The following is a 26,514-nucleotide window of genomic DNA, read 5'->3' as shown; positions in this document are numbered from 1 at the left end:
GGCCTGGCGTCCGCCGGGCAGCACGAGCCTCCCGGCACCCGACCGGGAGGCTCGTTACCGATTCGCGAGGAGTGAACCGTGAGCGATCCCATCATCGAACAGGTCCGCGACGAGGACGCCAGCGCAGCCGAGGATCGCCTGCAGCATCCCTGGCTGGGGCGCTTTCTGTTTGGCTTTGCCATCGTCACGGCCCTGGTGCACCTGTATTTCAATACGTTCTCGACCATTTCCACGCTGTGGACGAGCGCCATGCATTTCGGCTTCTTCGGCGTGTTGTGCGCCCTGTCGGTGCCCATGGCGCGGCCGGAGGGTGCCGGCGCCAAGCGCCTGGTGCTGGGTGTCGACGTCATTCTGGCCCTGGCGACGGCGGGTTGCGTCATCTACCTGATGGCTTTCGAGGATGCCCTTTACGCGCGGGGTGTGACCTTCATCGCCTCGGATTGGGTGGCTTCGATCGCCGCCGTGGTACTGGTCCTCGAGTTCGCCCGGCGCACCACCGGCTGGTTCATCCCGGTACTGTGCATCATCGCGCTGACCTACGTCGCCTGGTGGGGGCAGTATGTCGACGGTATCTTCAACTTTCCCGGCCTGAGCTGGGAGACGGTGCTGTTTCGTAGTTACCTAGGCGGCCAGGGCATGCTGGGCTCGATCGCCCGCATCTCCTGGTCGTACGTGTTCATGTTCATCATGTTCGGCGCGTTTCTGGTCAAGTCCGGCGCCGGCGACTTCATCATCGACCTGGCGCGCTGCGCCGCCGGTCGCTTCGTCGGCGGGCCGGGCTTCGTCGCGGTGTTCTCCTCGGGACTGATGGGCTCGGTGTCCGGCTCGGCGGTGGCCAATACCGTGTCCACCGGGGTGATCACCATCCCCTTGATGCGCAAGGCCGGTTTCCCGGCGCGCTTTTCCGCCGGCGTCGAGGCCGCCGCTTCCACCGGAGGGCAGCTGATGCCGCCGGTGATGGGCGCGGGGGCGTTCATCATGGCCTCCTACACCCAGGTGTCGTACCTGACCATCATCGGTGTCGCCGCGCTGCCGGCGCTGCTCTACTTCCTGTCGGTGGCGATGTTCGTGCGCATCGAGGCCAAGCGCAGCAACGCCCAGCATCTCGCCGACCCGGATGCCCCGGGGATCGTCGAGGTGCTCAAGACGGGCTGGCATTTCCTGCTGCCGCTGGTGGTGCTGGTGTGGGCGCTGATCTACGGTTTCACCCCGACCTATGCCGCGGGCATCGCGATCGCCTCGGTGATCGTGGCGTCGTGGCTGTCCAAACAGCCGATGGGGCCGAAGAGGGTCATCGAGGCGCTGGTGCTGGGGACCCGCAACATGATCACCACGGCGATCCTGCTGATTACCGTGGGGCTGATCGTCAACGTGGTCTCGACCACCGGCATCGGCAACACCTTCTCGCTGATGATCACCGACTGGGCCGGCGGCAGCCTGCTGGTGACCATCGTGCTGATCGCCATCGCCTCGCTGATCCTGGGCATGGGGCTGCCGGTCACCGCCTCGTACATCGTCCTGGCGACGCTGTCGGCGCCAGCGCTCTACAATCTGATGGCGAATGCGCAGTTGCTCGATCTGCTGGTGGCCGGCGACCTGCCGGAACAGGCCAAGGCGGTGTTCATGATCGCCGCACCCGACCAGCTGCAGGCGCTGGCAAGTCCGATGAGCATGGCCGAGGCCCAGGCGCTGCTGGCGAAGGTCCCCGACACCTTCTCGAGCCAGCTCTACGAGCAGGCGCTGTCGCCGCAATTCCTGACCATGTCGCTGGTCGCCGCGCACATGGTGATCTTCTGGCTGTCGCAGGATTCCAACGTCACCCCGCCGGTCTGCCTGACCGCCTTCGCCGCGGCGGCGATCGCTGGCACGCCGCAGATGCGCACCGGCCTGACCGCCTGGAAACTCGCCAAGGGGCTGTATATCGTGCCGCTGCTGTTCGTGTGGTCGCCGTTGATCACCGGTACGCCGCTGGAAATGGTCACGGTGTTCGTGATGGCGCTGTTCGGCGTCTACGCGATCATCGCCGGGCTGGAGGGCTATCTGGAGCACGAGCTGTCCTGGTGGCTGCGCCTGCTGATGTTCCCGATCGGCGCGCTGATGCTGTGGCCGCACGGCATGCTCAGCGTCGACCTGCTCGGGGTGGCGATCTTCGTCGCGGTGCTGATATGGAGCGCGCGTCAGGGGGCTGGACCGGCGCGGCCCGCAGCCACTCAGGGTTGACGGTGGCGATGACAGGGAGCGTCCATGGGTTGGCTTGATGGAGTGATGCTGGTGGCATTCGGCGCTGTCGCCGGCTTCATCAACGTGCTGGCGGCCGGGGGCTCGATGCTGACCCTGCCGCTGCTGATGCTGCTGGGTTTGCCGCCGCAGGTCGCCAACGGCACCAACCGGGTGAGCATCGTGCTGCAGAGCGTCAGCGCGGTGGGCAGTTTCCGGCGTGCCGGCGCGGGCGATCTGGGCGTCAGCCTGCGCTTGTCGCTGCCGGCGGTGGCTGGCGCGCTGCTGGGCGCCTGGCTGGCCCTGCTGGTCTCCGATGCGATCTTTCAGGGCGTACTGATCGCAGCGATGGCGCTGGCCTCGCTGATGATGCTGCTGCCTCAGCCGCGGCTCGCCACGCAGACCTTGACCCCAGCGCGGATCACCCCGACGGTCCATCTGGCGATGTTCGTCATCGGCCTGTACGGCGGTTTCATCCAGGTCGGCGTGGGGGTGCTGTTCATCGCCGTGCTGTATCGGTTGCTCAGGATCGACCTGGCCCAGGTCAACGTCTTCAAGGTCTTCATCATTTTAGTCTATACCCTGCCGGCGCTGGCAGTGTTCGTGCTCAACGGGCAGGTGCGCTGGGGTTACGGCTTGCTGCTGGCGCTGGGCAGCATGAGCGGCGCCTGGCTGGCGGTGCGGGTCAACATGGGGCCGCGCGGCGCGCTGTGGGTCAAGTGGCTGACGCTGGCGGTGATTGTGGCGATCATCCTGCGGCTGGCATTTTTCTGACGTCTCGGCGCTTGCGTCCGCGTACGAATTGCCGCTTGCCGAGGCGCCGTTCATGGGTGATAACTGAACTATCCACACGACATTTCAGGGGAAGGCGATGAAAGGCTCATTGAGGATGGCGGCATTGTTGCTGCTGGTTGCGCTGGCCGGCTGCAACACCATGGAAGGGCTGGGCAAGGACGTCAAAAAGGTCGGCTCGGAAATCGAACAGGCTGCCGGCTGATCTGCTGGGCGGGTGGGTGTGCGCAATCGCCCATCGCCTGTTAGGCTTTGGGTGTGACGTTTTGTCACAAGGCCGCTCAAGCGGCGACTTCATTCGTTAAGGAGGACCCAATGAAGAAACTGACAGCGATGATGTTCCTGATGCTGATGGCTGCCGGTACCCTGGCAGGCTGCAACACCCTGGAAGGGGCTGGTGAAGATATCGAGCAGGGCGGCGAAGAGATTCAGGAAGAAGCCTCCTGATAGACTTCGTGCCGCCCGATCCGCTCGGGCGGCACTAGCTATCGTCCGCCCCTCGATTGCAATTCTCGCCCTTTACCGCAGTTCGTTTCTCCCGGCCGGCCTTTCGACGAATCCGTCACCTCTCAACCACCGAAGCGAAAACGCCGTTCCAGACGTTCGAACAGCAGATCGCTGACGATCGCCAGCAACCCTACCAGCACCGCCCCCTGAATCACGTAGGCGATATTGCCGCCGACCAACCCGGCGATGATCGGCGTGCCGAGGCTCTGCGCACCCACCGTCGAACCGATGGTCGCGGTGCCGATATTGATGATCACCGAGACCCGGACGCCGGCGATGATCACTCGCATGGCCAGCGGCAGCTCGACCCGCCAGAGAATCTGCCAGGCGCTCATGCCGGTGCCGCGTGCGGCTTCCAGCGTGGTGGGCGGCACCGAGCCGAGCCCGGCGATGGTGTTCTGGACCACCGGCAGCAAGCCGTAGAGCGACAGCGCAACGATGGTCGGCACGAAGCCGAAGCCGGCCAGCGGCACCACGATCGCCAGCACCGCCGCAGGGGGAAATGTCTGACCGATCGCCGCCAGCGACGACACCATCGGCTCGAACTCGCGGCCTGCCGCACGGGTCACGAACAGCCCCGCCGTGGCGCCGATACCGATCGATATCAGTGATGACACCAGCACCAGGCCAAGATGGTCGAGGGTCAGCTGCAGAAAGCTCTCGCGCTGGTAGATGGCCTTGTCAAGCTCCGGGAAGGCGGCCGCGAACAGCGGCTCGAGCTCCTCCATGAACAAGGTCAGGACGACGAGCAGCGTGGCGAGGATCGGCAGCAGCCAATCGCGCGGCGTGGCGGGCACGAAGAGGCTTGCGCGATTCATGGCTGACGCCCCATTACGCCCTCCATGGTCACTTCGCCGATCAGCTTGCCGGCCTCGTCGATCACCGGCAGTACCATGACCCTGAACCACACCATGCGCGACAGCGCTTCCTTCATGGTCATCTCGGGCGTGGCGATCCATTCGCCGTTGACCGCGGTCCGCGTCTCGCCGTCTGCGCTGAGCCGGCCACCGTGCAGCGCCAGCGGGCGTCCGTCGGCATCGACTTCCCAGCTGTGCCGGCTCGCAGCGCGATCGCGCGCGAGGCGCGGCGGCCGGCAATACTGGTCGACCCAGCGCCGCGAGAGCAGCTTCAGGCCCAGGTCGGCCTTGCCGATGAAGTCGCTGACGAAGCCGTCGGCGGGGTCGACCAGCAATTCGATGGGTCGGTCGTACTGCACCAGCCGGCCCTGGTTGAGGATCGCCACCTTGGAAGCCAGCTTGAGCGCTTCGTCCATGTCGTGGGTGACGAAGACGATGGTCTTGCGGGTCTGTTCGTGGACCCGCAGCATCTCGTTTTGCAGTACCTCGCGGGTCAGCGGATCGACGGCGCCGAACGGCTCGTCCATCAGCAGCACCTCGGGGTCGGCGGCCAGTGCGCGGGCCACGCCGACGCGCTGGGCCTGGCCGCCCGACAATTGATGCGGATACTTGTCGCGGTATTCGCCGGCCGCAAGATGGAACAGGTTCATCAACTCGTCGATGCGCGCATCGATGCGCGACCGGGGCCATTTGAGCAGGTTGGGCACCACGGCGATGTTCTCGGCCACCGTCCAGTGCGGGAACAGCCCGATCGACTGAATCGCGTAACCCATGCGCCGACGCAGCTGTTCCGGCTTGAGCCGACTGACATCTTCGTCGCCGAGCAGGATCCGCCCGCGGCTCATCGGTATCAACTGATTGATCATGCGCAGGGTGGTCGACTTGCCGCAGCCCGACGGGCCGATCAGCACGCCGAATTCACCGCTCTCGACGCGCAGCGAAATGTCGTCGACGACGTTCTTGCCGGCGTAGGTCTTGGTGAGGCCTTGCAGTTCAATCATGAGATGGCCTTGCTGAAAATGGCTGCGCTCGTTCATGCGGCGTTAAAAATAAGCTCAAGATACTCATTTACAACAGTAAACTCCGTCCTCTCGCTGATTTTTGCCTTGCCTGACCATCGCTCACCATCTTTTCAGTCAAGGCCGGTTGGTTATTGCCAATTAGCGCCCGCCGGCGGGACGGCTGATGGCGACCAGGATCTGCAGCAGGAAATCGGCGATTACCGCCAGGGCGATGGTCGGTACCGCGCCGAGCAGTACCAGATCGATGGCGTACTGACCGAGCCCCTGGAAGACGAACGCGCCCAGCCCGCCGGCGCCGATCAACGCCGCGACGACCGTCAGGCCGATCGCCTGCACGGTGACGATGCGCAACCCCGAGAGGATCACCGGTAACGCCAGCGGTATTTCCACCCGCCACAGCACCTGGCGCCGAGTCATGCCCATCCCGCGCGCCGCCTCGAGGGTCGCCGCTGCAACCCCGGCGAAACCGGCGTGGGTGTTGCGCACCACCGGCAGCAGTGAATACATGATCAGCGCGATGATCGCCGGTGCGGCGCCGATGCCCTTGATTCCCAGCGCACGCAGCAACGGGAAGCTGTCGCCAAGTGCCGAGAGCGGCGCCACCAGCAGCGCGAACAATGCGATCGAGGGGATCGTCTGGAAGAAATTCAGGGTGCCGAACAGCGAGCCGCGCAGCGCCGGCCGGCGATGCGCCAGCAATCCCAGCGGCAAGCCGATGGCCAGGGCCGGCGTCAGCGCCAGCGCGACCAGTCTCAGGTGAGTGAGCAGCTGAGCGATGAAGGCGTCCTGGATGTTGAAATACTCGCGGAGAATCGACAGCGCATTGAACTGGCCGCTGGCAAATAGCCCGGCGATGGCGGCGGCCAGGGCCAGGCCGTAGGCGCCGCCGACCCATAGCGGCGCGCGCAGGCGCTGGAAGGCATCGACGATCATCAGCAGCGTACAGAACACCAGCACCCAGAAGGCCGCGCCCTGCGAGACCCGCGCGACCGGCGAGGCCTCGACAAGCGCACGGGCGGCGTAGTCGCCGAGCGCGTAGAGGGTCAGCAGCAGCGTCAACGGTGCGACGGCCAGTGTCAGGCGCAGGCCCTGCTCGGCGGACAGCGGCCTGGCCAGCGCGGCGAGCGCCAGCAGCAGGGCCAGCAGCGCGAGAGTCGCGGCCTGCCAGGTCGTCAGTGCCGCCGCCAGGTTGATTGCTTCGCCGGATACCAGCCGATTGGGCGCCATGGCAGCGAACGGCAGCCACACGCAGCCCAGCAGCGCCGCTACCCACAGCGTCAGCAGCACGCGGTTGGCGACCAGGCGCCTGGCCTGGTCGCCGGTCGGAATCGCGTTGACGGTCACGGTCCGCTCAGTCCAGGAAGCCGTTAGCCTCGAGATAATCGCGGGCCACTTGCTTGGCCGGCAGGCCATCGACCTGAATCTTGCTGTTCAGTTCCTGCAGCGTCTCGCGATCGAGCGAGGCGAACACCGGCTCGAACAGTTCGGGGAGCTGCGGGTTGGCTTCGAGGACTTGCTCGCGCATCGCCACCGTCGGCTCGTAGACCATCTGCACGCCCTGAGTATCCTCCATGACCTTGAGCCCGGCGGGCTTGATCGCGCCGTCGGTGCCGTAGACCATTGCCGCGTTGGTGCCGCTGGTGCCTTCGGCGGCAGCCCGGATGGTCGCCGCGGTGTTGCCGCCGGAGAGCACCAGCAGCTGATCCTGCGAGAGTGTGAAGCCGTAGGCTTCCTGGAAGCTCGGCAGGGCCGCCTGGCTTTCGACGAACTCGGCGGAAGCGGCCAGCTTGACGCCCCCGCCGTCGTTCACCCACTGGCTGAAATCGGCCATGCTGGAAAGATCGTTCTTCTCGGCGAGCGACTGTTTCACCGCGATCGCCCAGGTATTGTTGGCCGGTGCCGGCTCGAGCCAGACGATGCCGTTCTTCTCGCGGTCCCAGTCGCGGACTTTCCGATAGCCCGCCTCGGCATCCTTCCACGCCTTGTCGTCGGTGGTGTTGCTGAAGAAGGCGCCGTTGCCGGTGTATTCGGGGTAAAGGTCGATCTCGCCCTCGAGCAGGGCGGTGCGCACGATATTGGTCGGGCCGAGCTGCAGCTTGTTCTCGACCGGGTAGCCGGCGTCCTCGAGCAGGGCGATCAGCATGTTGCCGAGCAGCGCGCCCTCGGTATCGACCTTCGAGGCGACACGCAACGGGTCGGCGGCCATGACCTGTCCCAGCGTCAAGGCGACGCCGACCGCGAGACCGAGTGATTTGCCCATCCTGGCCATGTTTCCATCCTCTTGTTGACGCGATGTGATGTGTTGAGACGACGCGCCCGAAATCCCTGGGGCCGCTTCGCGTGATGCACCGTCGGCATTGTCAAAGCCTAGCCACAATGCGCGTGACGCTCCACGTTTCAGCACTTTATCGAAACGGCGCGTGCCGAGTCCAGCGGCGTCGTCGCGCTGCCGTCGCGAAGATCAACAAGGCGGGCACGGTCGATGACGTGAGGCGGACTGTCGCCGATGGCGTTGCGATAGTTCGGTCTTTCTCCTCAACCCAGGATGAATACCACGGTGGCGGCGGTCATCGTGCCCATCAGGCCGTTGAAGATCCGCCAGGCGCGTGCGCTCTTGAGGTGGCGGCCCACGGCCATGCCGAAGCCGGCCCACAGCGAGATGCACGGCAGGGCGACGAGCTCGGCGAAGCCGGCCAGCAGCAGGGCGTCGACCCAAGTGCTGCCCTGTTCGGGCAGAAAGCCGGCCATCAGCGCCAGCCCCATCACCCACGCCTTGGGATTGGCGAACTGGAAGGCAGCGGCCTGCCAGAAGGTCAGCGGCCGGCCCTCGCCGCGCAGGCGCAAATCGGGCGGCGGCGCGCTGGCGATCTTCCAGGCCAGGTACAAAAGGTAGGCGCTGCCGATGATCTTGAGCAGCGTCTGGAACAGTGGAAAGCGTTCGAACAGCAGACCCAGGCCCAGCGCGATGGCCGAGAACAGCACGAAGCAGCCGGCCACGATGCCGAGTATGTGCGGCAGGGTGCGCCAGTAGCCGTAGTTGGCCCCCGAGGCGGTAAGCATAAGGTTGTTGGGGCCGGGGGTCAGCGTCATCGAGATCATGTACAGCGCGGCCGGGCCGAGCATGGCGAGCGTATCCATTTTGTATCCATACAAATTTCAGGTTTGCTTTGAATTGTCCCTCTTTGCCAGCATAATGGCGGTTCCAACGGCGTCAACGGATTTATTGTCACCATGACAATCTGGAAACCCGAGTTACCGGCCGGGGTGACGCGTTACCGGGCGCTGGCCGACGCGATCGCCGCGGCCGTCGCCTCCGGCGAGCTCGAGCCCGGCCAGCGGCTGCCGCCGCAGCGACGCCTGGCCGATACGCTGGGCGTTACCGTGGGCACGATCACCCGCGGCTATGACGAGGCCGAGCGACGTGGCCTGCTCGAGGCCCGCGTGGGCAGCGGCACTTATGTGAAAGATCGCCGCGCCAGCGCTCCCGGCTTTCGCCACGTGTCGGTTGAGCCGAGCGCGACCGCTGGCGAGCTGATCGATCTCAGCCTGAGCCTGCCGCCGCCGCATCCGCAGCGCCCGGCGGGTCTGGGCGAGGTGCTGGCCGCGCTCGCCGACGACCCCTCGGCGCTGCAGGCGGCGGTGGACTATCAATCCGAGCACGGCACGCCCGCGCATCGTCGCGCGTTGGCCGACTGGCTGACCCGGCTGGGCTTGCCCATGGTGGCCGACGAACTGACGATCACCCTGGGCGGCCAGCACGCCATCTTCCTGGCGCTGCAGGCGCTGACCCAACCCGGCGAACGCATCGCCGCGGCGGCGCTCACCTATCCGGGGGCGATCGCCGCCGCCCAGCAGTGCCACCTCAAGCTACAGCGCATTCCCTTGGACGATCAGGGCCTGGATGTCGAGGCGCTGGCGCGGCTCTGTCAGCAGCAACCGCCGCGGCTGGTCTATCTCACCCCCGAACAGAACAACCCGACCGGCGCGCAGTTGAGCGAGGCGCGTCGCGAGCGGTTGGTCGAGCTGGCGCGGCGCTACGATTTCTGGCTGATCGAGGACGGCGTGCAGTACCTGCCGCCCGAGGCGCGGGGCAGGCCGCTCTACCTGCGGGCGCCCGAGCGCACGCTGTACCTGTTCAGCACGTCCAAGGTGATCGCCGGCGGGCTGCGCATCGGCCTGCTGCGCGCCCCACCGACGTTGCAGGAGCGCCTGGCCAGCGCCCAGCGCGCGCAGAGCTGGATGGTGCCGCCGTTGATGGTCGAGGTGGTCTGCCGCTGGATCGACAGCGGTGCCGCCGAGCGATTGCTCGGCTGGCAACTCGACGAGATCGCCGCGCGCCAACGTCTGGCCCGGCAGCGGCTGGCTGCCTTCGCGCCGAGCGGCCAGCCTCACGGCTTCCACCTCTGGCTGGAACTGCCCAACGGCTGGCGCGCCGCGGCACTGATCGAGCAACTCGAACGCCAGGGGGTGCGGGTGACCAGCGCCGAGCCGTTCTGCGTCGGCAGCGAGCCGGCGCCGCAGGCGATTCGTCTGTGCGTCAGCGCGGCGGCCGACCGCGAGACGCTGGAGCGTGCGCTCAAGATCATCGCCGACACGTTGGCCGCGCCGCCGGCCAGCCCCTGGCGTACGCTGTGAACGGCGACGCTTGCATCGCCGGCTTATCGCCTCCACCTAGTAAGGCATCACCTCTTGCAAGGAGTCGCCCATGAATCGCGCCCAGGTACTTGCCCACGGCACGTTGCACTGTTTCCCCGTCGGCCTGCGCGATGCCGATGACAAGCCGGTCAACGCCGAGGTCTCGGCGGTGGTCTACGACGGTCGGCGGCTGATCCTGGCCAGCGACAAGCCGATCCCCGGCGAGTCGCGCTCGGCGGTGTTTGCGGTCGACATCGATGCGCACGGCATCCCCGACGATGCCAGCCTCGATTACTTCACCGAACCGGCGATCAAGAGCGCCGCCAAGTACGAGGATTTCGCGCTGACCGCCGACGGTCGTCACGTACTGGCGACCACCGGCTTCGATCGCATCGCCGAGGACGACCACACGCTGAATGCCTACAACCATCTGCTGATCTGGCCGCTGGGTCAGCCCGAGCGGGTGCAGGTGGTCGACCCCGATCCCCGAGACGGCGTCGAGGGCTCGTTGGAGCTGCGCAACAAGCTCGACGGTGCGATCGGCACGCCCTACTACAAGATCGAGGGGCTCGCGGCGATCCCCGGCGAGCGCGGCGACGGGCTGCTGATGTTCGGCGTGCGCGAGCAGGGCAACACTCACGCCGACTTCGATTACGTGTGCCGGATAGTGGGCGCGCACTATCGCGTCAACGCCCAAGGCAATCTCGAGTTCATCGACGAACTGCGCAGCCTGTATCGGTTCAATCCCGGCGACTTCCCCCAGGTGCGTCACGTCTGTGGCCTGTCGAGCCTGGAATACGACCCCTACAACGCCCGGCTCTACCTGCTGACCAGCTTCGAGACCGAGATCGACGGTGTCGAGCATATCGGCGGCTACCTGTGGACGATGAGCCTCGATGACCTCAATGCCGGCCGCGCCCCGCAACTGGTCGAGGACGAACACGGTGAGCCGCTGGTCTTCGAGCACAAGGCCGAGGGGCTGGCGGTACTCGACGAGGAAAGCTTGTTCGTCGCCTACGACAACGATCGCAACCTGGCGCTGGGGTCGATCGACGCGCGCGATGAGCGCCACGCCAACGAGGCGCCCTATACCATCCTGCGCATCGTCTGACGCTCAGTCGTAGCGTTGCTGCCAGCGCTTGGTGGCGATCTGTTCCTTGAGCAGTTCGAGGGTCTCGATCAGCACCTGCTCGGTGATGCGCTCGCTGCGCGTGTCGGCGACCATCAGGATGTCCATGCCGCTGTCGGTGGCGCGGCGCAGCAACTGCGAGAACTCCGGCGAGCGCAGGCCGCCGACCGCCTCGTGGATCAACCGGCCGGCCAGGTCACTGAGCGTCTGGTCCATCGCCTCGCTCAGCTGGCGGCCCATCGGCAGGCGCTGCAGGCGCTGAATCTCGGGGCTTTCCTGCAACGTACGCCCAACCAGGGCGCTGATATAGCGGGCGATCAGCGCGCGGTTGTCGGTGTAGATGTCGTTCAGGCCGGCTTCCAGGCGTTGGGCGATCTCGTCGACCAGCTGCTCCTTGCGCGGCGCCAGCACCTCGTCCGAGAGCCGCTGCGAGAGCGTGTTGCTGCGCCGGATCTCGTCCTGAACGCTGCCGATCAGACGCACCGCGACGCGATCGGAAAGCTCCTCCAGAAGGATGTTGTAATACTTGTGCACCACGCCGAACAGGTACCAACGACGCACTTCGATCAGGCCCAGACGCTGCAGGCGGTGAAGCAGCGCGACGACGCGCAGCACGCGCAGCCAGCGAAAGCCGGCCAGCGGAATGCAGCCGAGTACGTCGTACCAGTGCACGAAGGGGTAGAAGAACCAGCGATGATAGCGGCGCTCGGCGATTGCCACGATCCAGCCGAGTAGCACATCGAGAACGAAGATGCTGACGAACGCCAGGTCGATGGCGAAGAAGTGCTCGCGAACGTTCTGCTGATAGAGCCTCTGCAGTTGCGGAGCGAGCGAGGCGAATGCCTCGCGCAGCGGGGTCACCAGATAGAGGCTGTCGAACAGCAGCAGGGCCAGATTGGCGATCACCAGGACGATCACCAGCACATCCCAGCCCAGCTTGAGCCGTTCTCCGGGCGAGGATCGCTGGCGCTGCGACTTCGTCGGTGTCATGTGGCCTCCTTGCGTGCCCGGCCGGCTCTCAGGAAGCTGGGCCGGTGTATTGGCTGTCGTGCTCCCGCGAGGCCTGTTCGGCCTGCTTGCGCAATTGCTTGCGTAACGCGGCCTTCTCGAAGCGATGTTGCTGCAATGGCGTTGCCGGGCGCAGCGGCGGTACCTGGACCGGGCGTCCCTGCGCGTCCACCGCGACCATCGTCAGGTAGCAGCTGTTGGTGTGGCGGATGAGCTTCTCCTGGATCGACTCGGCGATGACCTTGATGCCGATCTCCATCGACGAGCGGCCGACGTGGTTGACCGAGGCCAGGAAGGTCACCAGCTCGCCGACGTGGATCGGCTGTTTGAACAGCACCTGATCGACCGACAGGGTCACCACATAGCTGCCGGAATAGCGACTGGCGCAGGCGTAGGCGACCTCGTCGAGTTTCTTGAGAACCGCCCCACCGTGGACCTTGCCGCTGAAGTTGGCCATGTCGGGGGTCATCAGCACGGTCATGGTCAGGGAGTGCTGGCGGGGCATGTCATTGGGCGTCATGGGCTGGCTCGTCACGGTGCGCGGTCTCTCGGTCGGCTCTCGGTCGGGCATGCGCAGTGGCGCAGCCCCGGTTGTATCATGTTTGAGGGCGCGCACGGGAGCCCGCGGCTTGGGGCATCGAATGCAATTTGTGCTGTACTGGTAGGACGATCAACGGATGAGGAGGCTTAACATGGATGCAGCCTTTCATGTCGGTGTCACGGTGCAGGCCCTGGATGGCACTCGGTTGGGCGACGTCGATGCGCTGGGCGGCAAGTATGCGCGCATCGTCGACACCGACGGCAACTTCCGCTGGCTGCCTTACACCCGGCTTTCGGCCACTGCCAGCGACCGCTTGACGCTGCTCGACGACCCCGACGGCCGGCTCGGCGCGGTACTCACCTCGCCGCCGCCGGGCGAGGAGGGGGCCCGCGTCGACGAGGCCAGCAGCGAATCGTTTCCGGCCAGCGATCCGCCGGCCTTTACTCCCGAGAAGGATTGAGCGACAAGCGCTGAGCGAGCAGCACCGAGTCGGTCGCACGACCGGCTAGCCTGTACCCTGGCGGTCAGCGCCGGTCGCTCGGGGTATGGCCACTCAAGGTATATAGCTCAGCCCCAGGCTGATGATGACGCCGGTGACCACCAGTTGGATCAGGCAGAAGCCCATGATGTCCTTGGCCTTGAGCCCGGCGATGGCGAGCACCGGCAACGCCCAGAACGGCTGGAGCAAGTTGGTCCAGGCGTCGCCCCAGGCCACCGCCATGGCGATGCGCGGAACATCGGCGCCCAGCGCCTGGGCCGCGGGCAGCATGACCGGAGCCTGGACTGCCCACTGGCCCCCGCCGGAGGGCACGAACAAGTTGACCACCCCGGCGCTGATGAACGTCCAGAACGGCAGCGTGTCGGCGTTGGCGATCGACACGAAGCCCTGCGACAGCGTTTCGGCGAGTCCCGACTGGACCATGATCGCCATGATCCCGGCATAGAAAGGGAACTGAATGACGATCCCCGCGCCGCCCTTGATCGCCTCGTTGAGGCTGTCGAGCAGGCGGCGTGGCGTCCTGTGCAGGACGATGGCCAGGAACAGGAACAGGAAGTTGACGACGTTCAGGTTGAGGCCGCCACCGCGCAGCAGGAAGTGATCGAGCAGGAACAAAAGCCCCGGAATGCCCACCAGCCAGGCCAGGCTGACGCTGTTCTCGAGATGCTCGGCGGGACGCGTGGCCACACCGTCGTGAGGCTCGACGTCGCTGAGCTTATCCGCCTCGACGTAGACGCTGTCCTTGTCGTCGGGCAGCATCCAGCGGTTGACCAGCGGTACCGCGATGAACAGCGCGACGACGATCGCCAGGTTGAACAGCGAGAAGATCGTCTGCGAGGTCGGGATCACGCCGATCTGGTCGGCGGTGAAGTGGCCCTCGGTGGCGATCACCAGCGGGATCGAGCCGGCCAGCCCGGCGTGCCAGACGACGAAGCCGGAGTAGGCGCTGGCGACCAGCAGCCGGTAGTCGACGCGGATCTGACGGGCCAGCTCCTTGGCGAACAGCGCCCCCACCACCAACCCGAAGCCCCAGTTGATCCAGCTCGCGGCGAGCGACACCAGAGTGACCAGCACGATCGCCCGCGCCGGCGTGCCGGCCTTGCCGGCGAGCCGGGCCAGCTGGCGCTTGACCGGCGGTGAGCTGGCGAGCATGAAGCCGGTCACCAGCACCAGCAGCATCTGCATCGAGAAGGTCAGCAGGTCCCAGAAGCCGTCGCCCCAGAAACGCAGCACCGCCAGTGGCGTCTGACGTTCCACGCCGATCGCCGCGGCGGCGGCGACCAGGGTCAGCAGCAGCACGAAGATGAAGGGGTCGGGCAGGTAGCGGTCGACCAGTTTCACGGCTGGTCGTGACAGGTATTTGAGCATGGATGTCTCGCTTGTTGTTGGCGGCGCGTTAGCAAAGCATAGCGGTAACCTTGCGTAACCGATAACCCGCGTCGGCGTCTCCGGTCAACGCTACTTGTGGCCAATGGCCTCGACCCGGTCGCTCCAGCGCGTGCGGCGGTAGTGCAGGTAGTACCCGCCCAGCGTCACCGAGCGCACCAGCGTGAACAGCAGAAAGGCCAGCCACAGGCCGAGATTGCCGAGCCCCAGCGGGCCGGTCAGCAACCACCAGCCAGGCAGGTAGACGATCAGCCCGGCGAACACGCTGTTGCGCATCTCGCGGGTCGCCGTGGCGCCGATGAACACCCCGTCGAGCAGATAGCTCCAGACCGCCAGGGCCGGCATCAGGATCATCCACGGCAAGTAGTCGGCGGCGGTCTCGCGAACCGCCGGCAGGTCGGTGAGCAGGGCGATCAGTGCCGTGCCGCCGAGCGTGAAGCAGAGCATGGCGGCGACGGTGGTCAACAGCGAGAAGCGTGCTGCGGCGCCGACCGCTGCGGAGAATTCGTTCCAGTCGCGGCGCCCGATGGCGCGCCCGGTCAGCGCCTCGGCGGCTTGTGCAAAGCCGTCGAGGCTGTACGAGGTGAGCATGATGAACTGCAACAGCACGGCGTTGGCGGCGACCACCACGTCGCCCTGGCTGGCGCCCTGGGCGGTGAAGAAGGCCAGCGCGAACAGCAACCCCAGGGTGCGCAGGAACAGCTGGCTGTTGACCTGGAACAGTTCGCGGTAGGCGGCCAGCCGCCATAGCCGCTCGCGGCGAAACACGCCGCCGAGTTCGGCGAGCTGGCGGCGCACCAGCCATAGCCCCAGCGTCAGCGCCGTGTAGTCGGCGATCACCGTGGCCCAGGCGACGCCGTCGCTGGCCATTCCCAGGCCGACCACGAACAGCAGGTCGAGGACGATGTTGACGCTATTGGTGAGCACCAGGATCGCCAGCGTCACGCGGCTGTTCTGCTGGCCCAGGAACCAGCCGAGAATCGCGTAGTTGGCGAGCACCGCCGGCGCCGACAGGAAACGGATGACGGCGTAGTCGCGGGCCACCGCGGTGGCCTCGGCGCTGCCGTCGAGCAGCCACAGGCCGAGGGCGGTCAACGGCCGCGAGAAGACGATCAGCAGGCCGCCGATGACCAGCGCCATCACCAGCGCCTGGCCGAGCAGGTTGCGCACCGCGGTGGCGTCGTCGCGGCCCTGCGCCTGCGAGGTCAGACCGGTGGTGCCCATGCGCAGAAAGCCGAAGCCCCAATAGAGAAAGCTGAACAGCATCGCACCCAGCGTCACTCCGGCGAGGTAGCGCGATTCCGGCAGGTGGCCGACCACCGCGGTATCGACCAGGCCGAGCAGCGGTACGGTGATGTTGGACAGGATGATCGGCCAGGCCAGTGCCCAGACTCGCTGGGTGGCGGGGTATGCGGGGGCGGGTGCGGCAGACACGCGGATTCCTTGCTCGGCGTTGGCCTTGACGTTGTGGCGCGTCGGTGTCGCGTGACGATCCGGGTGGCGCAATGCGCTCGGGAATCAGGCGGCGCTGATCAGCTCGTACTTCTTCAGCAGCTGGTCGCGGGTCTCGCTGCGCGTCGGGTCAAGCGGGATGCAGTCTACCGGGCATACCTGCTGGCACTGGGGCTCGTCGAAGTGACCGACGCATTCGGTGCACAGGTTGGGGTCGATGACATAGATCTCTTCGCCGGCCGAGATGGCGTCGTTGGGGCACTCGGGTTCGCAGACGTCGCAATTGATGCATTCGTCGGTGATCATCAGGGCCATGGTTCATGTCCTCGCTGCGTAAAGAGGGATCATCACTGGCCTGGATTCCGCTCGCTGGGGCTCCGTCCGCCGGGGCCCTGGTCACAATGGAAGCGTTCGCGCAGCGTATCGGCGACGCGTGGATGCCGACGGCTGGTATCAACAGGGCACCTACACGTTCAGCGACGTGCCCTGGCGGCCACAATTGGCCTATCGGCGAGCTGAGTTCGGTGCCGATTACGACACGCTGTTCTACGATTTCGCAGGCGGTTGGGGCAACTGGTTCATGGGCGAGATTGAAGGCGAGTACATGCTGTTCAACAGCAACCTCGACATCGACACGCTCAGGTTTTCGTTGATGCCCAGCGACTCGCTGGAAATCGGCGCGATCGGTTATCGCTTTCGCTACCACGATCGCCGGGGGCCGACAGCGGTGACTTTGCTCACGAGTTCAACCTTTACAGTGATTGGGCGCTGATGCCCCAGTTGTCGCTGTCGGCTATCTACGGAGTGGCCTTTTCCGGCGAGGGCGCCGACGAGCGTTTTGCTGGCCATGACGACACCGCGCAATTGGTAGAACTGTACGCCACGTATCGCTTCTGAGCGAGGCGTCGCCCCAGAACGGCGAGGTCGCCATTCCCGGTCGGGTGGCGGCCTTTTTCTGTCGAGCGGCCGGATACTGGTTGTGATCTCTCTAAGCTTGTTCATCCGGAGCCTACCCCGAAACTGGAGATGCGAACCAATCGATCTCCCAGTCAGCCGGCTGGAGCTTTCCGTGAACGACCCGATGGGTTCACACACCTAAATGCAGGGGCTGACGAAGGGCTTGCTGGGCAAGGCGCTCACTGTTCGGGCACCACTGTTCGACGCTGATTTGACGACCCGCATCTTTATATTTATTTTGTTCAGTATGTTCAAAATATATTGAATATAGGGCTTTGCCATGCAGGAGATGGACACGCAGCGCCTGGAGCAGGCGCGCGACGTAATGATCAGCGCCATTGCCCAGAGCATGGTGGCCTATGGCGTCACGCCCTCGGTGGGGCGGATCTATGCCGTGCTTTATTTCGCCGAATCATCGCTGACGCTTGACGAAATCAAGGACGAGGTCGCCATGAGCAAGGCGAGCGTCAGCACCGGCATCCGTGAGCTGATCGATACCGGCATGGTGGTGAAGGTATGGAAGAAAGGCGATCGCAAGGATCACTACATAGCCGGGAAGGACTTCTTCAAGAACTTTCTGAGCTTCATGGTCAAGATGCTGCGCCTGGAGCGCGGCACCATTCACAAGGCAATCGAACAGACCGAGCCGGTGATGCTCGAGCTCGCCGATCACGCAGCGGACAGCGAGATCAGAGAGCAGGCCGCTAAGGATCAGGCGCTGATAAGCGGTTCTAAAGCCTACTTGCGCTGGATCATGCAGCTGGCCAATGCCATGGAGTCGGGTGAGATCTTCGAGCATTTTCCCCGGCCCGAGCGCGACGAGCAGTCATCGGGCCGCGAATCCAACCAAGAGAACGTCAAGCATGAAGAAAAATGAAACCGCCCTGGTGGTGATTGATCTGCAGAAAGAGAGCGGCTTCGGCCTGTCCGGGTTAGATGGCGTGGTGCGTAACACTCAGCGCATGATCGATGTTTGCCGCACGGCCGGTATTCCAGTGATCTACACACGACAGATCAATCGCCGCGACGGTATCGGGCTCTCGCTTGACGAGCCTCGCCACGCTAGCGGCGAGCCGCAGTTCTACGCCGATAACCGCGATAGCGTCGAGATTTTGGAGGCGGTCAAGCCGCAGGGCACTGATGTCGTGATCGATAAATACCGCTGGAGCGCCTTCTTCGACACCAGCCTGGACCTGATGCTGAAAAGCCTTGGCGTAAAGCAACTGATCATCGGCGGTGTCGTGACAGACGGCTGTTTGATGACATCAGTGTTCGATGCCTACTTCCGCGATTACCGCATCCATCTAGTGCACGACATGTGTACAGCCTCCAACGAGGGCGCCCACATGGCCGCCCTGACGATCATGGCCAACTGGGTCTACTCCCTAGAAGTGCTGAACACTGACAACATGATCAAGTGCCTGGAAGGGCGCAAGTATGCTGCTTGGCATGACGATAACGTTGATGCACTGCAATTTACCCCGGAAACCCTGCGCGAGGCCTTCGGCAAACTTACCGCGCCTGCCGAAAAGCAGTGACCAGGGATCTTTTGACCAAAACCAAAGGAAAAACGTATGACATTCACACGCATATCCACGACATTTCTGGCTTCCACACTGATCGCCGCAGGTGCCCATGCCACCGATCAACTGCCGCTGGCCGCCGAGGGCGTCGAGGACACCACCATTACCTTCGGCATGCCGGCCTGGACCAGCACCGAAGCGCCGACAGCTATCGCCGAGCAGATTCTGGAAGAGGCGGGCTACAGCGTCGAGAAGAAGCTGCTTGCACAACCGGCGATCTTTCAGGGCATGCAGATCGAGCAGATCGATTTTTTCATGGACGCCTGGCTGCCCTACACTGAGCAGGCGCTGTGGAGCGAATACAAAGGTGATCTACAGAAAGTCGCCACCAGTTATGAAAACGTGCCGCTAGGCTGGGTGGTACCTGCTTATGTCGAAGCAGAAACCATCGGCGACTTGGCGGGAAAGGCTGACAAGTTCGGTGGCCAGGTAGTGACCATAGGCGCCGGTGCAGGCATCGTCGATATCTCCGAGCAGGTGATGGCAGATGAAGACTATGACCTTGATGGGTATCAGCTCGCCTACACCAGCGAGGCCGCCATGATGGGCGTTCTCAGGGAAAAGATGCCGAAGAAAGAGCCGTTCATCATCACAGGCTGGCGTCCGCACTCCATGTTCTCGCAGTATGACCTGAAGTTTTTGGAGGATACGGAAGGACATTATCAACTACGACAGCGTTTTCGTGCTTTCTTATCAGGGTATCGAAGATAAGTACCCGCGCGCCTACGACATCATGTCTCAGTGGAGCATCAGCGTAGCCGAGCTGGAAGCGATGATGGCCGCGTACGAGGAGGATGGCACCTCATTCGAGGCCTCTGCCGCCGCGTGGATCGAAGACAACCGCGAGCGAGTGGACGAGATACTTGGGCGTTAATGCCCTGAGTTCAGGCAATAAGCGCACCACTTGCGTTATTCAGCATTCCTGACTACTAACCTAGTTAAGACTGTACCGGTGTCCCAGCCGTACGGATTGCTCTTCCAGGTAGGCGGCTCGGTAGTGGAGCGCGGCCTCGGCGCCTAGCTGTGATCTCTCGATGGATACCGTCTTGCGTATCAGCTTGCAATAGCCAATGCCGGATCGAACGGCTTGCCGGATTTGAGCACGCCATAAACGAGATGCAGCAGTTTACGCATAGCGGCGCAGACGATTTGCTTCCCGGCCTTGCCCCGTTTTCGGAGGCGCTCCTGAAGTGCCTTGACAGCGGGGTCATGGTGACGATGGCTGACATGTAGAGACCCGCGCGGAGTCGGGCCGAGCCTGCGCGCGAGATGCGCGCAGTACCTTTATGTTGGCCGGATTCCTGCAGCTTCGGATTCAAGCCAGCAAAAGCCACGATCCCGCGCGCGTCGGTGAACGTTAGCGGATCGCCGAGTTCAGCCAGCAATCAAGCCGCCGTTTTGTCACTGATTCCGCGAATGCTGAGCAGCAGATCGCGCTTGTGCCGTAGGCTGGAGTCATTATGGATATGATCCTTGTCCGCGGTCAGCAGCTCCGTGATTTGTGTGTGCAACTGATCAAGTACGCCGCGGATCGAGGCCTGCACACTCGTATCGGTTGCTACCTTCAGACGGTTGCGTTCCATGCGCTCAAGAGTCTGTAGATCTTCGATACGCCTCAGCAGGGCTCGAAGCCTGCGTTGGGCCGACGGCTCAGGCTGAACGGTCTATAAATGGGTGCGCCGCTATCGGGGAGAAGGCTCGGCGGACTACCAATCTTCAGTCACCTGATAGGGTTACACAGCTAGCCATACCGAAAATCTAGGAATGGCTGAGGCGGCTTTCAAGGTTTTGAAAGGCACTGTAATACGCCTCGCAGTCCTCGTTACTTTATTAGGTCAGAACTCTATGACCTGTCGAATAGCCTTACCTTCGGCCAACATATCAAAACCTTCATTGATTTCATCAAGTGTTAAGCGGTGGGTCAGCAGTTTATCAACCGGCAAACGTCCAGCCTGATAAAGTGCGATGTACTCCGGCGTGTCCAGCGCAGGTACATGGCCCCCAAGATAAGACCCTATCAGCTTACGTTCTTCAGCAACCATACGGGTCGGACTAATCGAAAGCCTAACATCAGGATGCGGTAACCCCGATGTTACTGTAGTACCACCCTTACCCGTCGCCTCGTAAGCGAACTCTAGTGCCTTAGCAACCCCGGCAAACTCTGCAGCGATATCTACACCGCCACTTGACAAGTCACGTACTTGTTCCAGCGCATCAGGATCAGCGCTATTAACACAGTGAGTCGCACCCATTGCCTTTGCCATTTCAAGCTTCTCAGGACTAATGTCGGCAGCAATGACCTGCCTCGCTCCACCTGCGAGAGCCCCAAGCACCGCAGATAAGCCTACACCGCCGAGTCCAACCACCAAAACAGACTGTCCAAGACGCAACCCAGCTGAATGCACGACTGCTCCTACTCCGGTTAGTACTGCACAACCAAATAGCGCTGCGATATGAAACGGCACTGTCGGATCAATCTTGACCAGGGAATGGCGTGAGGCAACAGTGTACTCGGCAAAACCGGATACACCGATATGATGGTTGATGCTCTCATCGCCGCGATGAAGTCGGATGCCTCCCCCTAATAAAGTACCGGCAGCATTGGCCTCAGCGCCTGGCTTGCATAATGACCCTCGCCCAGATAAGCAAAAATTGCATGATCCACAATTTGGTGCGAATGAGAATACCACGTGATCACCAGGGGCGAAGTTATCGACGCCAGGTCCCACTTCGACTACTTCACCAGCCGCCTCGTGGCCAAGCACCATTGGCAGCTGGCGAGGGCGGTCGCCGTTGATTGTCGAGAGATCGGAGTGACACAACCCTGCTGCACGCACACGAACCAGTACTTCGTCACGCTCGGGCGGATCAAGGTCGATTTCTTCAATACACAGCGGCTTTGTCCTACCGTAAGGCCGCTCCAGAGACATCTGGCGTATTACTGCTGCACGAGTTTTCATATTTGCTCCACTTTATATAACTTATATTGGCATTATTTAACTATTTACTATTATTTAATATTACCGAGGCACAGGTATTTAAGTTCTGTATATTCATCGAGACCATAACGTGACCCCTCTCGACCAATGCCAGAGGCTTTCACACCACCAAAAGGCGCCGAGGCAGTAGATATCAATCCAGTATTGATACCGACCATGCCATATTCCAGCGCCTCAGAAACTCGCCAAATACGTGTAACGCTCTCTGAATAAAAATAAGCTGCCAGTCCAAACTCGGTCTCGTTAGCTTCAGCAATGACATCAGCTTCGTTATCGAAGCGGAACACAGGGGCCAGCGGGCCAAAGGTTTCTTCTTTAGCACAAGCCATGTCAGCCGTAGCACCTGAAATAACGGTTGGCTGAAACCAGCCTCCACCCAAGGCGTGACGCTGGCCCCCGGTTAGTAGTTGGCCACCTTTGGCAAGCGCATCCTTAATATGCGCTTCGACCTTCTCTATGGCTTGGCTATTAATCAGAGGGCCAACCTCGACTCCCTCCTCGCTACCTACACCTACCTCCAGCTCGGCCGTCCTCTGAGCAAGCCGCTCAACAAAAGCATCATAAATTCCGCTCTGTACGTAAATGCGGTTGGCACAAACGCAAGTCTGACCTGCATTACGGAATTTACTATCTAGTGCACCTGCCACAGCGGCCTCTAAATCAGCATCATCAAAAACAATGAAGGGAGCATTCCCCCCCAACTCCAGTGATATTTTCTTCACTGTCGGAGCACAGGCGGCCATCAGCTTGGCGCCGACCGGAGTGGAGCCGGTGAAGCTCAGCTTTCTGACTACAGGGCTGTCGGTGAGTACCGGGCCGATCTCACGGGATGGGCCAGTAACGATATTGAGCACACCTGCAGGTACACCGGCCTGTTCGGCTAATGCTCCCAGCGCCAGGGCAGTAAGCGGAGTCTCCTGGGCCGGCTTGACTATCATGGTGCAGCCAGCGGCAAGCGCCGGAGCGACCTTACGAGTTATCATTGCCGCCGGAAAATTCCATGGCGTAATGGCAGCACATACACCTACCGGTTCACGGGTCACCAAGATACGCTTGTCGCGAGCATGCCCCGGGATGGTATCGCCATAGAGACGCTTGGCTTCCTCTGCAAACCACTCGATGAAACTCGCAGCATAAGCGATCTCGCCGCGAGCCTCCTTCAGAGGCTTACCCTGCTCAAGCGTCATCATCAATCCTAAGGCTTCTTCATGTTCCATCACCAATGCATGCCAGCGCTTCAAGACCGCGGCTCGTTCTGAGGCAGTAAAAGCCCGCCAAGCGGGATAAGCAGCCTGAGCCGCCTCAATAGCACGGTTCGTCTCGTCAGCGCCCAGGGCAGGCACATGAGCAATGATCTCGCCGCTTGCGGGATCGTTGACCTCGATACGCTTACCACTGTCGGCGTCTATCCAGACACCATTAATGAGACATTGCTGTTTGAAAAAGGAAAATTCTTTAATATTCATAGGATACTCTCGTTATTGCTTTCTATTAGTATTGGCGGTGTAACGCCAGCGGTGTGTCTTTTTAACCAAGGTAGACTGGTCAATACCAAGCGCAGCGGCGGCTGCCCGAGTAGTGCCATATTTCTGCAGTGCCGTCTCAATCAACTGGCGCTCCAGCGCAGCGACCTGTTCTCGCAAAGTGCCATTAGGGAGGCTTCTAGGAGTCGCTACTGGTGGTATAGTGTTAACAGGGAGCCAGCGCGGGGTAATTTCGTCTTCGCTCGTGGTAACCACCAAACGCTCTGTTAGATTAATCAATTCGCGGATATTACCTGGCCAGCTATGGGCCAGCAGCAACTCTAGCGTCTCGAGATGCCAGCGACACGATCGTCCATAGCGCTGATTAAATACATCCAAGTAATGGCGTAGTAATGGAATAATTTCGTCGCTACGCTGACACAGTGGGGGGAGCATCAGAGGTACGACACTGATGCGGTAATATAAATCTTCACGAAAGCGACCATCTCGAATTCGCTCCTGCAGATCTTGGTGAGTTGCGGTAATTAAACGTATGTCAGCATAGCGCAGTTCGGTGCCGCCAACCGGAAAAAAACGACTATCTTCAATAACTTTAAGTAGTTTAACCTGTATTGATAGTGGAAGGTCGCCGATCTCATCGAGAAATAAAGTGCCACCATGGGCCGTATCCAGGAGCCCCTGTTTGCCACGTTGTGAGGCACCAGTGAATGCTCCAGAACTATAACCAAATAACTCAGCTTCGATTAACCCCTCGGGTACGGCGGCACAATTCAGCTCTACAAAAGGTCCTTTTGCACGCTCGCTGCATCGATGGATATAGCGTGCCATCATAGTTTTGCCAGTCCCCGTTCCGCCCTGAATCAGCACCTTGGCTTGGGTCGTCGCGACGCGTTTGGCTAGTGCATAACAATCTTTGGTTTGAGTGCTGGAAATTATGCGATGTTCCTGATCGCCGAACTCTTCCGCAATGCTATGGAACTCACGAGTACGTTTGATTTGTTCAAGCTGATCTTGGGCATGCTTGGCAAGTAGCAGTTCAGTCACGTCGCGAACACTGGTGACTACATATTTTAAATAACCCAACTCATCAAACATCGGTGTACCGCTAACAACAATCTTTCTATCACCCTTGATAGATTGCACCAGAGTAATAGGACGTTTTTCATGAATAACCTCTAATGACACCGATTTCGAGATATATCCTTCCTCAACCAAATCAGACATATGCTTGCCGACTATGTCCTCGCGGCGAATGCCGGTAATACGCTCATAAGCCTTATTTACGCTTACTGTGACGCCTTGGGCATCGGTGATATAGACCCCATCGTGGAGGGCATCCAGAACCGAGCGCAGCGTTTCACCATTGACACTGTTGGCCGAAGGCACTCTTGGTATATCCCCAGCACGACGTCCAATATATTCCCCAATTCGTTGCTCAAGTTTACTACCCTGCGCTGCAGCTGTTATATCAGCATGGGTCAGCATGCCCATTACCTTTCCTTTATTGCTAAATACCTCCACAGCATCCTCGCCCTGCTCATGAAACAAGGCTAGTGCCGCTTCTATCGTCAGGTCTTCCGTGATCCGTTGCATTACCTGTAATACCTAAGAAGATACCTGCCGGAACTCCGACAGGTATGCTGGCTATGTCAGCGAGAGTCGGCCGGGGCAGCCGGATCCGACAGGTTGCTAGACTGCTCGGAGGTGGTATTTGTTAAGAAAGCATCGCTACCGACTACGTCCTTAACAAAGGTTTCATCATTCTCGCCAGTGAAGAATCTCTTTCCATAAATAAGTGCACACAGCGCGACACCTACGGCGAAAGCCCACGCAGCCCCCTTAGTCACCAACACAGCAGCAATAACCCCAGCAATGCCTAAGTCGCGTTGACTCCGCGCTTCCATAATGCCGATGCGAACGCTGACATAACCTTGAATTAACAGAGTCAGTGCGAGCGCAATGCCAAGAATTGGTTGAACCAAACTAACGATAGGCATCAGTAGCAGGCCAGTATTAGTCCCCCAACGAAAGGAACCAGAGCCGCCAAAGATAGAATTCATGGTATCCTTGCCTTCCTTATAACGTTCAGTAATAACGACATGCATCGCCGCCCAGAGTGGGCCTGCCATTACCACATCAGGACCCAGAATACTCATAAGAAAATTGCGGCCGCCAAAGATCAGGTGGGCCCGGTTAGGGTCATAATCGATCTTTTCATCAAGACGCTTCTCGTCAGCTTCATCCAGCAGGGCCTTACTTTGGAGGACATCACCAAATAAAACTATGTATGCCGCCAGCACCGTAGGGATCGCACTTATAAACATCATCAGCGGTGGCAACCCCACCCCAAAAACCGTGTACTCACTAAACATCAGCATGAAATCAGGCTGACTAAAGCCCCATTCCATGTCCGGCCACGGGGCCTCACCAAATAACGGCGCAACTATAATCGCCAGTACAATGATTGGGAAAATACCCAGCTTACCCAAGACTCCCCACAAGCCGCCTTGTGCTTTCAATTTATTGAAATGACGAGAAAATATAAGATAGAAAGCTAAACCAACGGCAATGCTGATAGTAAAGGGATACTGTTCAAAGCGTCCCCCTTCTTCGAAGATAACCACTACAGCAGCCAAACCGGCACCCATTATCACACCGGCCTTTATAGCAGAGGGGATCATTCTGACTACTTTGCTTGCCAGCCCCGTTCGGCCTAAAATTAGGGCTAATATGCCCAACATCAATTGGAAGGATATCAGCGCATGCACACGGGCTTCTCCCTCAGGGAAGGTAGCGACATAGGCCATGACCAGAGGAATAGCTGGCGTGATCCAACCAGGAACAACGGGATCGCCCAAAAGATGGTGTAAAAGGTAAAGCACACCGTTAAGCATGACGATTGCTAAGGCAGCCTCAAACGGCATGCCCAACAATTCAGTCATTAAGGGAATGGCGGCCAAATCTACCGCGCACATTAATAAGCCTTGCAAGTAGTCGGGCAACTCGAAGCGGTAATGAATAAAAGGAAGGCGTAGCTTAAAGGGCCCCAAGGGAATATATGGCGCTTCCGTGCCATCTGCGCGGTGTTTCCAAGTAGCCATGGCGTGTCTCCGAAGTTGTGGCCATCGTTTATCTTTGTGATGGGCAAATACATCACATATGTTCTGTATGTGCCATAAACAGAAGAAGCAAGATGTATGCCAAGTTATGTTTATAATTAACTCATTGATTTTATTGAAAATAATATCTTTTAAATGTAGACTAAAGTCCAAGATATAGTGATGAATATCATCATCAAATTTTTCTGCGATGACTATATTCATCAGGCTCTTCGACGTTTCATGTGGATTTGGCCTGATCCAGCAGGCTCCCCACCGGGCTGCCAATCAGATAGATCATGGTGATGAAGTAGCCCTCGTTGCGGTACCCGCGAGCCCGTGATCGGG

Annotated in this window: 29 protein-coding genes; 13 read left to right on the top strand and 16 right to left on the bottom strand. The window is 61.1% G+C overall.

The window, feature by feature from the left end; all coding sequences use genetic code 11:
* Positions 1 to 78: 78 nt before the first annotated feature.
* The 4 genes from K7I12_RS09575 (at position 79) to K7I12_RS09560 (ending at position 3,456) form a co-directional block, all read left to right on the top strand.
* The gene (locus K7I12_RS09575; RefSeq protein ID WP_031382279.1) at positions 79 to 2,220 is read left to right on the top strand and encodes a TRAP transporter permease; all 2,142 of its coding nucleotides are present in this window, start codon (positions 79 to 81) and stop codon (positions 2,218 to 2,220) included.
* 24 nt (positions 2,221 to 2,244) lie between these two features.
* Positions 2,245 to 2,991, top strand: a complete 747-nt coding sequence (locus tag K7I12_RS09570; RefSeq protein WP_031382280.1) for a sulfite exporter TauE/SafE family protein — start codon at positions 2,245 to 2,247, stop codon at positions 2,989 to 2,991.
* A 97-nt stretch (positions 2,992 to 3,088) separates the two neighbouring features.
* On the top strand, positions 3,089 to 3,214 hold the full coding sequence (locus K7I12_RS09565) for an entericidin A/B family lipoprotein (RefSeq protein WP_031382281.1): 126 nt from the start codon (positions 3,089 to 3,091) through the stop codon (positions 3,212 to 3,214).
* A gap of 110 nt (positions 3,215 to 3,324) precedes the next feature.
* Entirely contained in the window at positions 3,325 to 3,456 is a 132-nt protein-coding gene (locus K7I12_RS09560; RefSeq protein WP_031382282.1) for an entericidin A/B family lipoprotein, read from the top strand.
* 122 nt (positions 3,457 to 3,578) lie between these two features.
* On the opposite strand, the gene K7I12_RS09555 is transcribed toward K7I12_RS09560, so the two are convergent.
* The 5 genes from K7I12_RS09555 to K7I12_RS09535 form a co-directional block, all read right to left on the bottom strand.
* A complete protein-coding gene (locus tag K7I12_RS09555; RefSeq protein WP_031382283.1) occupies positions 3,579 to 4,334 on the bottom strand; it encodes an ABC transporter permease in 756 nt (251 codons plus the stop codon).
* Positions 4,331 to 5,374 (bottom strand): ABC transporter ATP-binding protein, encoded by a 1,044-nt coding sequence (locus K7I12_RS09550; protein ID WP_031382284.1) that lies wholly within the window; start codon positions 5,372 to 5,374, stop codon positions 4,331 to 4,333. Before K7I12_RS09550 ends, K7I12_RS09555 begins: the two co-directional genes overlap by 4 nt.
* 159 nt (positions 5,375 to 5,533) lie before the next feature.
* Entirely contained in the window at positions 5,534 to 6,739 is a 1,206-nt protein-coding gene (locus K7I12_RS09545) for an ABC transporter permease (RefSeq protein ID WP_051907304.1), read from the bottom strand.
* 7 nt (positions 6,740 to 6,746) lie between these two features.
* Positions 6,747 to 7,664 carry a glycine betaine ABC transporter substrate-binding protein OsmF gene (gene osmF, locus K7I12_RS09540; protein ID WP_231664012.1) on the bottom strand — a complete coding sequence of 306 codons (918 nt, stop codon included), beginning with the start codon at positions 7,662 to 7,664 and terminating at the stop codon, positions 6,747 to 6,749.
* A 266-nt stretch (positions 7,665 to 7,930) separates the two neighbouring features.
* The gene (locus K7I12_RS09535) at positions 7,931 to 8,533 is read right to left on the bottom strand and encodes a LysE family translocator (protein WP_031382287.1); all 603 of its coding nucleotides are present in this window, start codon (positions 8,531 to 8,533) and stop codon (positions 7,931 to 7,933) included.
* 93 nt (positions 8,534 to 8,626) lie between these two features.
* On the opposite strand from K7I12_RS09535, the gene K7I12_RS09530 reads away from it, so the two are divergent.
* Positions 8,627 to 10,030 (top strand): aminotransferase-like domain-containing protein, encoded by a 1,404-nt coding sequence (locus K7I12_RS09530; RefSeq protein WP_031382288.1) that lies wholly within the window; start codon positions 8,627 to 8,629, stop codon positions 10,028 to 10,030.
* Positions 10,031 to 10,100: 70 nt separating this feature from the next.
* Complete coding sequence (locus tag K7I12_RS09525) at positions 10,101 to 11,141, top strand: hypothetical protein (RefSeq protein ID WP_031382289.1); 1,041 nt, start codon at positions 10,101 to 10,103, stop codon at positions 11,139 to 11,141.
* A 3-nt stretch (positions 11,142 to 11,144) separates the two neighbouring features.
* Here K7I12_RS09525 and K7I12_RS09520 read toward each other — a convergent pair whose 3' ends face one another.
* Both K7I12_RS09520 and K7I12_RS09515 read right to left on the bottom strand, forming a co-directional pair.
* A complete protein-coding gene (locus K7I12_RS09520; RefSeq protein ID WP_031382290.1) occupies positions 11,145 to 12,149 on the bottom strand; it encodes a hypothetical protein in 1,005 nt (334 codons plus the stop codon).
* Between the two features lie 28 nt (positions 12,150 to 12,177).
* A complete protein-coding gene (locus tag K7I12_RS09515; protein ID WP_031382291.1) occupies positions 12,178 to 12,687 on the bottom strand; it encodes an acyl-CoA thioesterase in 510 nt (169 codons plus the stop codon).
* A gap of 172 nt (positions 12,688 to 12,859) precedes the next feature.
* Between K7I12_RS09515 and K7I12_RS09510 the strand changes: the two genes are divergently transcribed.
* Positions 12,860 to 13,168, top strand: a complete 309-nt coding sequence (locus K7I12_RS09510; RefSeq protein WP_031382292.1) for a hypothetical protein — start codon at positions 12,860 to 12,862, stop codon at positions 13,166 to 13,168.
* 93 nt (positions 13,169 to 13,261) lie between these two features.
* On the opposite strand, the gene K7I12_RS09505 is transcribed toward K7I12_RS09510, so the two are convergent.
* From K7I12_RS09505 to K7I12_RS09495, 3 genes are all read right to left on the bottom strand, one after another.
* Positions 13,262 to 14,575: a short-chain fatty acid transporter gene (locus tag K7I12_RS09505; protein WP_031382293.1), complete on the bottom strand. Its 1,314-nt coding sequence runs from the start codon at positions 14,573 to 14,575 to the stop codon at positions 13,262 to 13,264.
* 90 nt (positions 14,576 to 14,665) lie between these two features.
* Positions 14,666 to 16,027 carry an MATE family efflux transporter gene (locus tag K7I12_RS09500; protein WP_051907305.1) on the bottom strand — a complete coding sequence of 454 codons (1,362 nt, stop codon included), beginning with the start codon at positions 16,025 to 16,027 and terminating at the stop codon, positions 14,666 to 14,668.
* Between the two features lie 84 nt (positions 16,028 to 16,111).
* The gene (locus tag K7I12_RS09495; RefSeq protein WP_031382295.1) at positions 16,112 to 16,360 is read right to left on the bottom strand and encodes a YfhL family 4Fe-4S dicluster ferredoxin; all 249 of its coding nucleotides are present in this window, start codon (positions 16,358 to 16,360) and stop codon (positions 16,112 to 16,114) included.
* 118 nt (positions 16,361 to 16,478) lie between these two features.
* On the opposite strand from K7I12_RS09495, the gene K7I12_RS09490 reads away from it, so the two are divergent.
* From K7I12_RS09490 to K7I12_RS17500, 6 genes are all read left to right on the top strand, one after another.
* Positions 16,479 to 16,817 carry a hypothetical protein gene (locus K7I12_RS09490; RefSeq protein ID WP_231664011.1) on the top strand — a complete coding sequence of 113 codons (339 nt, stop codon included), beginning with the start codon at positions 16,479 to 16,481 and terminating at the stop codon, positions 16,815 to 16,817.
* Complete coding sequence (locus tag K7I12_RS17505; protein ID WP_269438628.1) at positions 16,817 to 16,942, top strand: hypothetical protein; 126 nt, start codon at positions 16,817 to 16,819, stop codon at positions 16,940 to 16,942. Before K7I12_RS09490 ends, K7I12_RS17505 begins: the two co-directional genes overlap by 1 nt.
* 340 nt (positions 16,943 to 17,282) lie before the next feature.
* The gene (locus K7I12_RS09485) at positions 17,283 to 17,879 is read left to right on the top strand and encodes a GbsR/MarR family transcriptional regulator (protein WP_231664010.1); all 597 of its coding nucleotides are present in this window, start codon (positions 17,283 to 17,285) and stop codon (positions 17,877 to 17,879) included.
* On the top strand, positions 17,866 to 18,540 hold the full coding sequence (locus K7I12_RS09480) for a cysteine hydrolase family protein (RefSeq protein ID WP_231664009.1): 675 nt from the start codon (positions 17,866 to 17,868) through the stop codon (positions 18,538 to 18,540). The genes K7I12_RS09485 and K7I12_RS09480 overlap by 14 nt, the downstream gene beginning before the upstream one ends.
* A gap of 36 nt (positions 18,541 to 18,576) precedes the next feature.
* The gene (locus K7I12_RS09475) at positions 18,577 to 19,296 is read left to right on the top strand and encodes a glycine betaine ABC transporter substrate-binding protein (RefSeq protein ID WP_269438627.1); all 720 of its coding nucleotides are present in this window, start codon (positions 18,577 to 18,579) and stop codon (positions 19,294 to 19,296) included.
* Complete coding sequence (locus K7I12_RS17500) at positions 19,268 to 19,459, top strand: glycine betaine ABC transporter substrate-binding protein (protein WP_331460583.1); 192 nt, start codon at positions 19,268 to 19,270, stop codon at positions 19,457 to 19,459. The genes K7I12_RS09475 and K7I12_RS17500 overlap by 29 nt, the downstream gene beginning before the upstream one ends.
* Positions 19,460 to 19,523: 64 nt before the next feature.
* Here the strand turns inward: K7I12_RS17500 and K7I12_RS17675 are convergent, their stop codons facing one another.
* From K7I12_RS17675 to K7I12_RS09450, 6 genes are all read right to left on the bottom strand, one after another.
* A complete protein-coding gene (locus K7I12_RS17675) occupies positions 19,524 to 19,970 on the bottom strand; it encodes a transposase (RefSeq protein WP_442908041.1) in 447 nt (148 codons plus the stop codon).
* Positions 19,971 to 20,168, bottom strand: a complete 198-nt coding sequence (locus tag K7I12_RS09470) for a hypothetical protein (protein ID WP_231664008.1) — start codon at positions 20,166 to 20,168, stop codon at positions 19,971 to 19,973. It lies immediately after the preceding gene.
* A gap of 252 nt (positions 20,169 to 20,420) precedes the next feature.
* The gene (locus K7I12_RS09465) at positions 20,421 to 21,545 is read right to left on the bottom strand and encodes a zinc-dependent alcohol dehydrogenase family protein (protein WP_231664007.1); all 1,125 of its coding nucleotides are present in this window, start codon (positions 21,543 to 21,545) and stop codon (positions 20,421 to 20,423) included.
* A gap of 50 nt (positions 21,546 to 21,595) precedes the next feature.
* The gene (locus K7I12_RS09460) at positions 21,596 to 23,050 is read right to left on the bottom strand and encodes an NAD-dependent succinate-semialdehyde dehydrogenase (RefSeq protein WP_231664006.1); all 1,455 of its coding nucleotides are present in this window, start codon (positions 23,048 to 23,050) and stop codon (positions 21,596 to 21,598) included.
* A gap of 12 nt (positions 23,051 to 23,062) precedes the next feature.
* The gene (locus K7I12_RS09455) at positions 23,063 to 24,661 is read right to left on the bottom strand and encodes a sigma 54-interacting transcriptional regulator (RefSeq protein ID WP_231664004.1); all 1,599 of its coding nucleotides are present in this window, start codon (positions 24,659 to 24,661) and stop codon (positions 23,063 to 23,065) included.
* A 56-nt stretch (positions 24,662 to 24,717) separates the two neighbouring features.
* Entirely contained in the window at positions 24,718 to 26,391 is a 1,674-nt protein-coding gene (locus tag K7I12_RS09450; protein WP_231664003.1) for a solute carrier family 23 protein, read from the bottom strand.
* Positions 26,392 to 26,514: the final 123 nt, after the last annotated feature.

The sequence above is a fragment of the Halomonas sp. IOP_31 genome (genome assembly GCF_021151495.1).
GTDB lineage: Bacteria > Pseudomonadota > Gammaproteobacteria > Pseudomonadales > Halomonadaceae > Modicisalibacter > Modicisalibacter zincidurans.
This window is presented reverse-complemented; position numbering and strand designations above follow the sequence as displayed.

Bases quoted from the DNA above. Each gene is read 5' to 3' on its own strand.
- K7I12_RS09470 (WP_231664008.1), bottom strand. From the start codon at position 20,168: ATGGAACGCAACCGTCTGAAGGTAGCAACCGATACGAGTGTGCAGGCC.
- K7I12_RS09460 (WP_231664006.1), bottom strand. From the start codon at position 23,050: ATGAATATTAAAGAATTTTCCTTTTTCAAACAGCAATGTCTCATTAAT.
- K7I12_RS09535 (WP_031382287.1), bottom strand. From the start codon at position 8,533: ATGGATACGCTCGCCATGCTCGGCCCGGCCGCGCTGTACATGATCTCG.
- K7I12_RS09515 (WP_031382291.1), bottom strand. From the start codon at position 12,687: ATGACGCCCAATGACATGCCCCGCCAGCACTCCCTGACCATGACCGTG.
- K7I12_RS09450 (WP_231664003.1), bottom strand. From the start codon at position 26,391: ATGAATATAGTCATCGCAGAAAAATTTGATGATGATATTCATCACTAT.
- K7I12_RS17505 (WP_269438628.1), top strand. From the start codon at position 16,817: ATGCCCCAGTTGTCGCTGTCGGCTATCTACGGAGTGGCCTTTTCCGGC.
- K7I12_RS09530 (WP_031382288.1), top strand. From the start codon at position 8,627: ATGACAATCTGGAAACCCGAGTTACCGGCCGGGGTGACGCGTTACCGG.
- K7I12_RS09525 (WP_031382289.1), top strand. From the start codon at position 10,101: ATGAATCGCGCCCAGGTACTTGCCCACGGCACGTTGCACTGTTTCCCC.
- K7I12_RS09480 (WP_231664009.1), top strand. From the start codon at position 17,866: ATGAAGAAAAATGAAACCGCCCTGGTGGTGATTGATCTGCAGAAAGAG.
- K7I12_RS09510 (WP_031382292.1), top strand. From the start codon at position 12,860: ATGGATGCAGCCTTTCATGTCGGTGTCACGGTGCAGGCCCTGGATGGC.
- K7I12_RS09570 (WP_031382280.1), top strand. From the start codon at position 2,245: ATGGGTTGGCTTGATGGAGTGATGCTGGTGGCATTCGGCGCTGTCGCC.
- K7I12_RS09465 (WP_231664007.1), bottom strand. From the start codon at position 21,545: ATGAAAACTCGTGCAGCAGTAATACGCCAGATGTCTCTGGAGCGGCCT.
- K7I12_RS09565 (WP_031382281.1), top strand. From the start codon at position 3,089: ATGAAAGGCTCATTGAGGATGGCGGCATTGTTGCTGCTGGTTGCGCTG.
- K7I12_RS09550 (WP_031382284.1), bottom strand. From the start codon at position 5,374: ATGATTGAACTGCAAGGCCTCACCAAGACCTACGCCGGCAAGAACGTC.
- K7I12_RS09560 (WP_031382282.1), top strand. From the start codon at position 3,325: ATGAAGAAACTGACAGCGATGATGTTCCTGATGCTGATGGCTGCCGGT.
- osmF (WP_231664012.1), bottom strand. From the start codon at position 7,664: ATGGCCAGGATGGGCAAATCACTCGGTCTCGCGGTCGGCGTCGCCTTG.
- K7I12_RS09495 (WP_031382295.1), bottom strand. From the start codon at position 16,360: ATGGCCCTGATGATCACCGACGAATGCATCAATTGCGACGTCTGCGAA.
- K7I12_RS09520 (WP_031382290.1), bottom strand. From the start codon at position 12,149: ATGACACCGACGAAGTCGCAGCGCCAGCGATCCTCGCCCGGAGAACGG.
- K7I12_RS09555 (WP_031382283.1), bottom strand. From the start codon at position 4,334: ATGAATCGCGCAAGCCTCTTCGTGCCCGCCACGCCGCGCGATTGGCTG.
- K7I12_RS09475 (WP_269438627.1), top strand. From the start codon at position 18,577: ATGACATTCACACGCATATCCACGACATTTCTGGCTTCCACACTGATC.
- K7I12_RS09485 (WP_231664010.1), top strand. From the start codon at position 17,283: ATGCAGGAGATGGACACGCAGCGCCTGGAGCAGGCGCGCGACGTAATG.
- K7I12_RS09455 (WP_231664004.1), bottom strand. From the start codon at position 24,661: ATGCAACGGATCACGGAAGACCTGACGATAGAAGCGGCACTAGCCTTG.
- K7I12_RS09505 (WP_031382293.1), bottom strand. From the start codon at position 14,575: ATGCTCAAATACCTGTCACGACCAGCCGTGAAACTGGTCGACCGCTAC.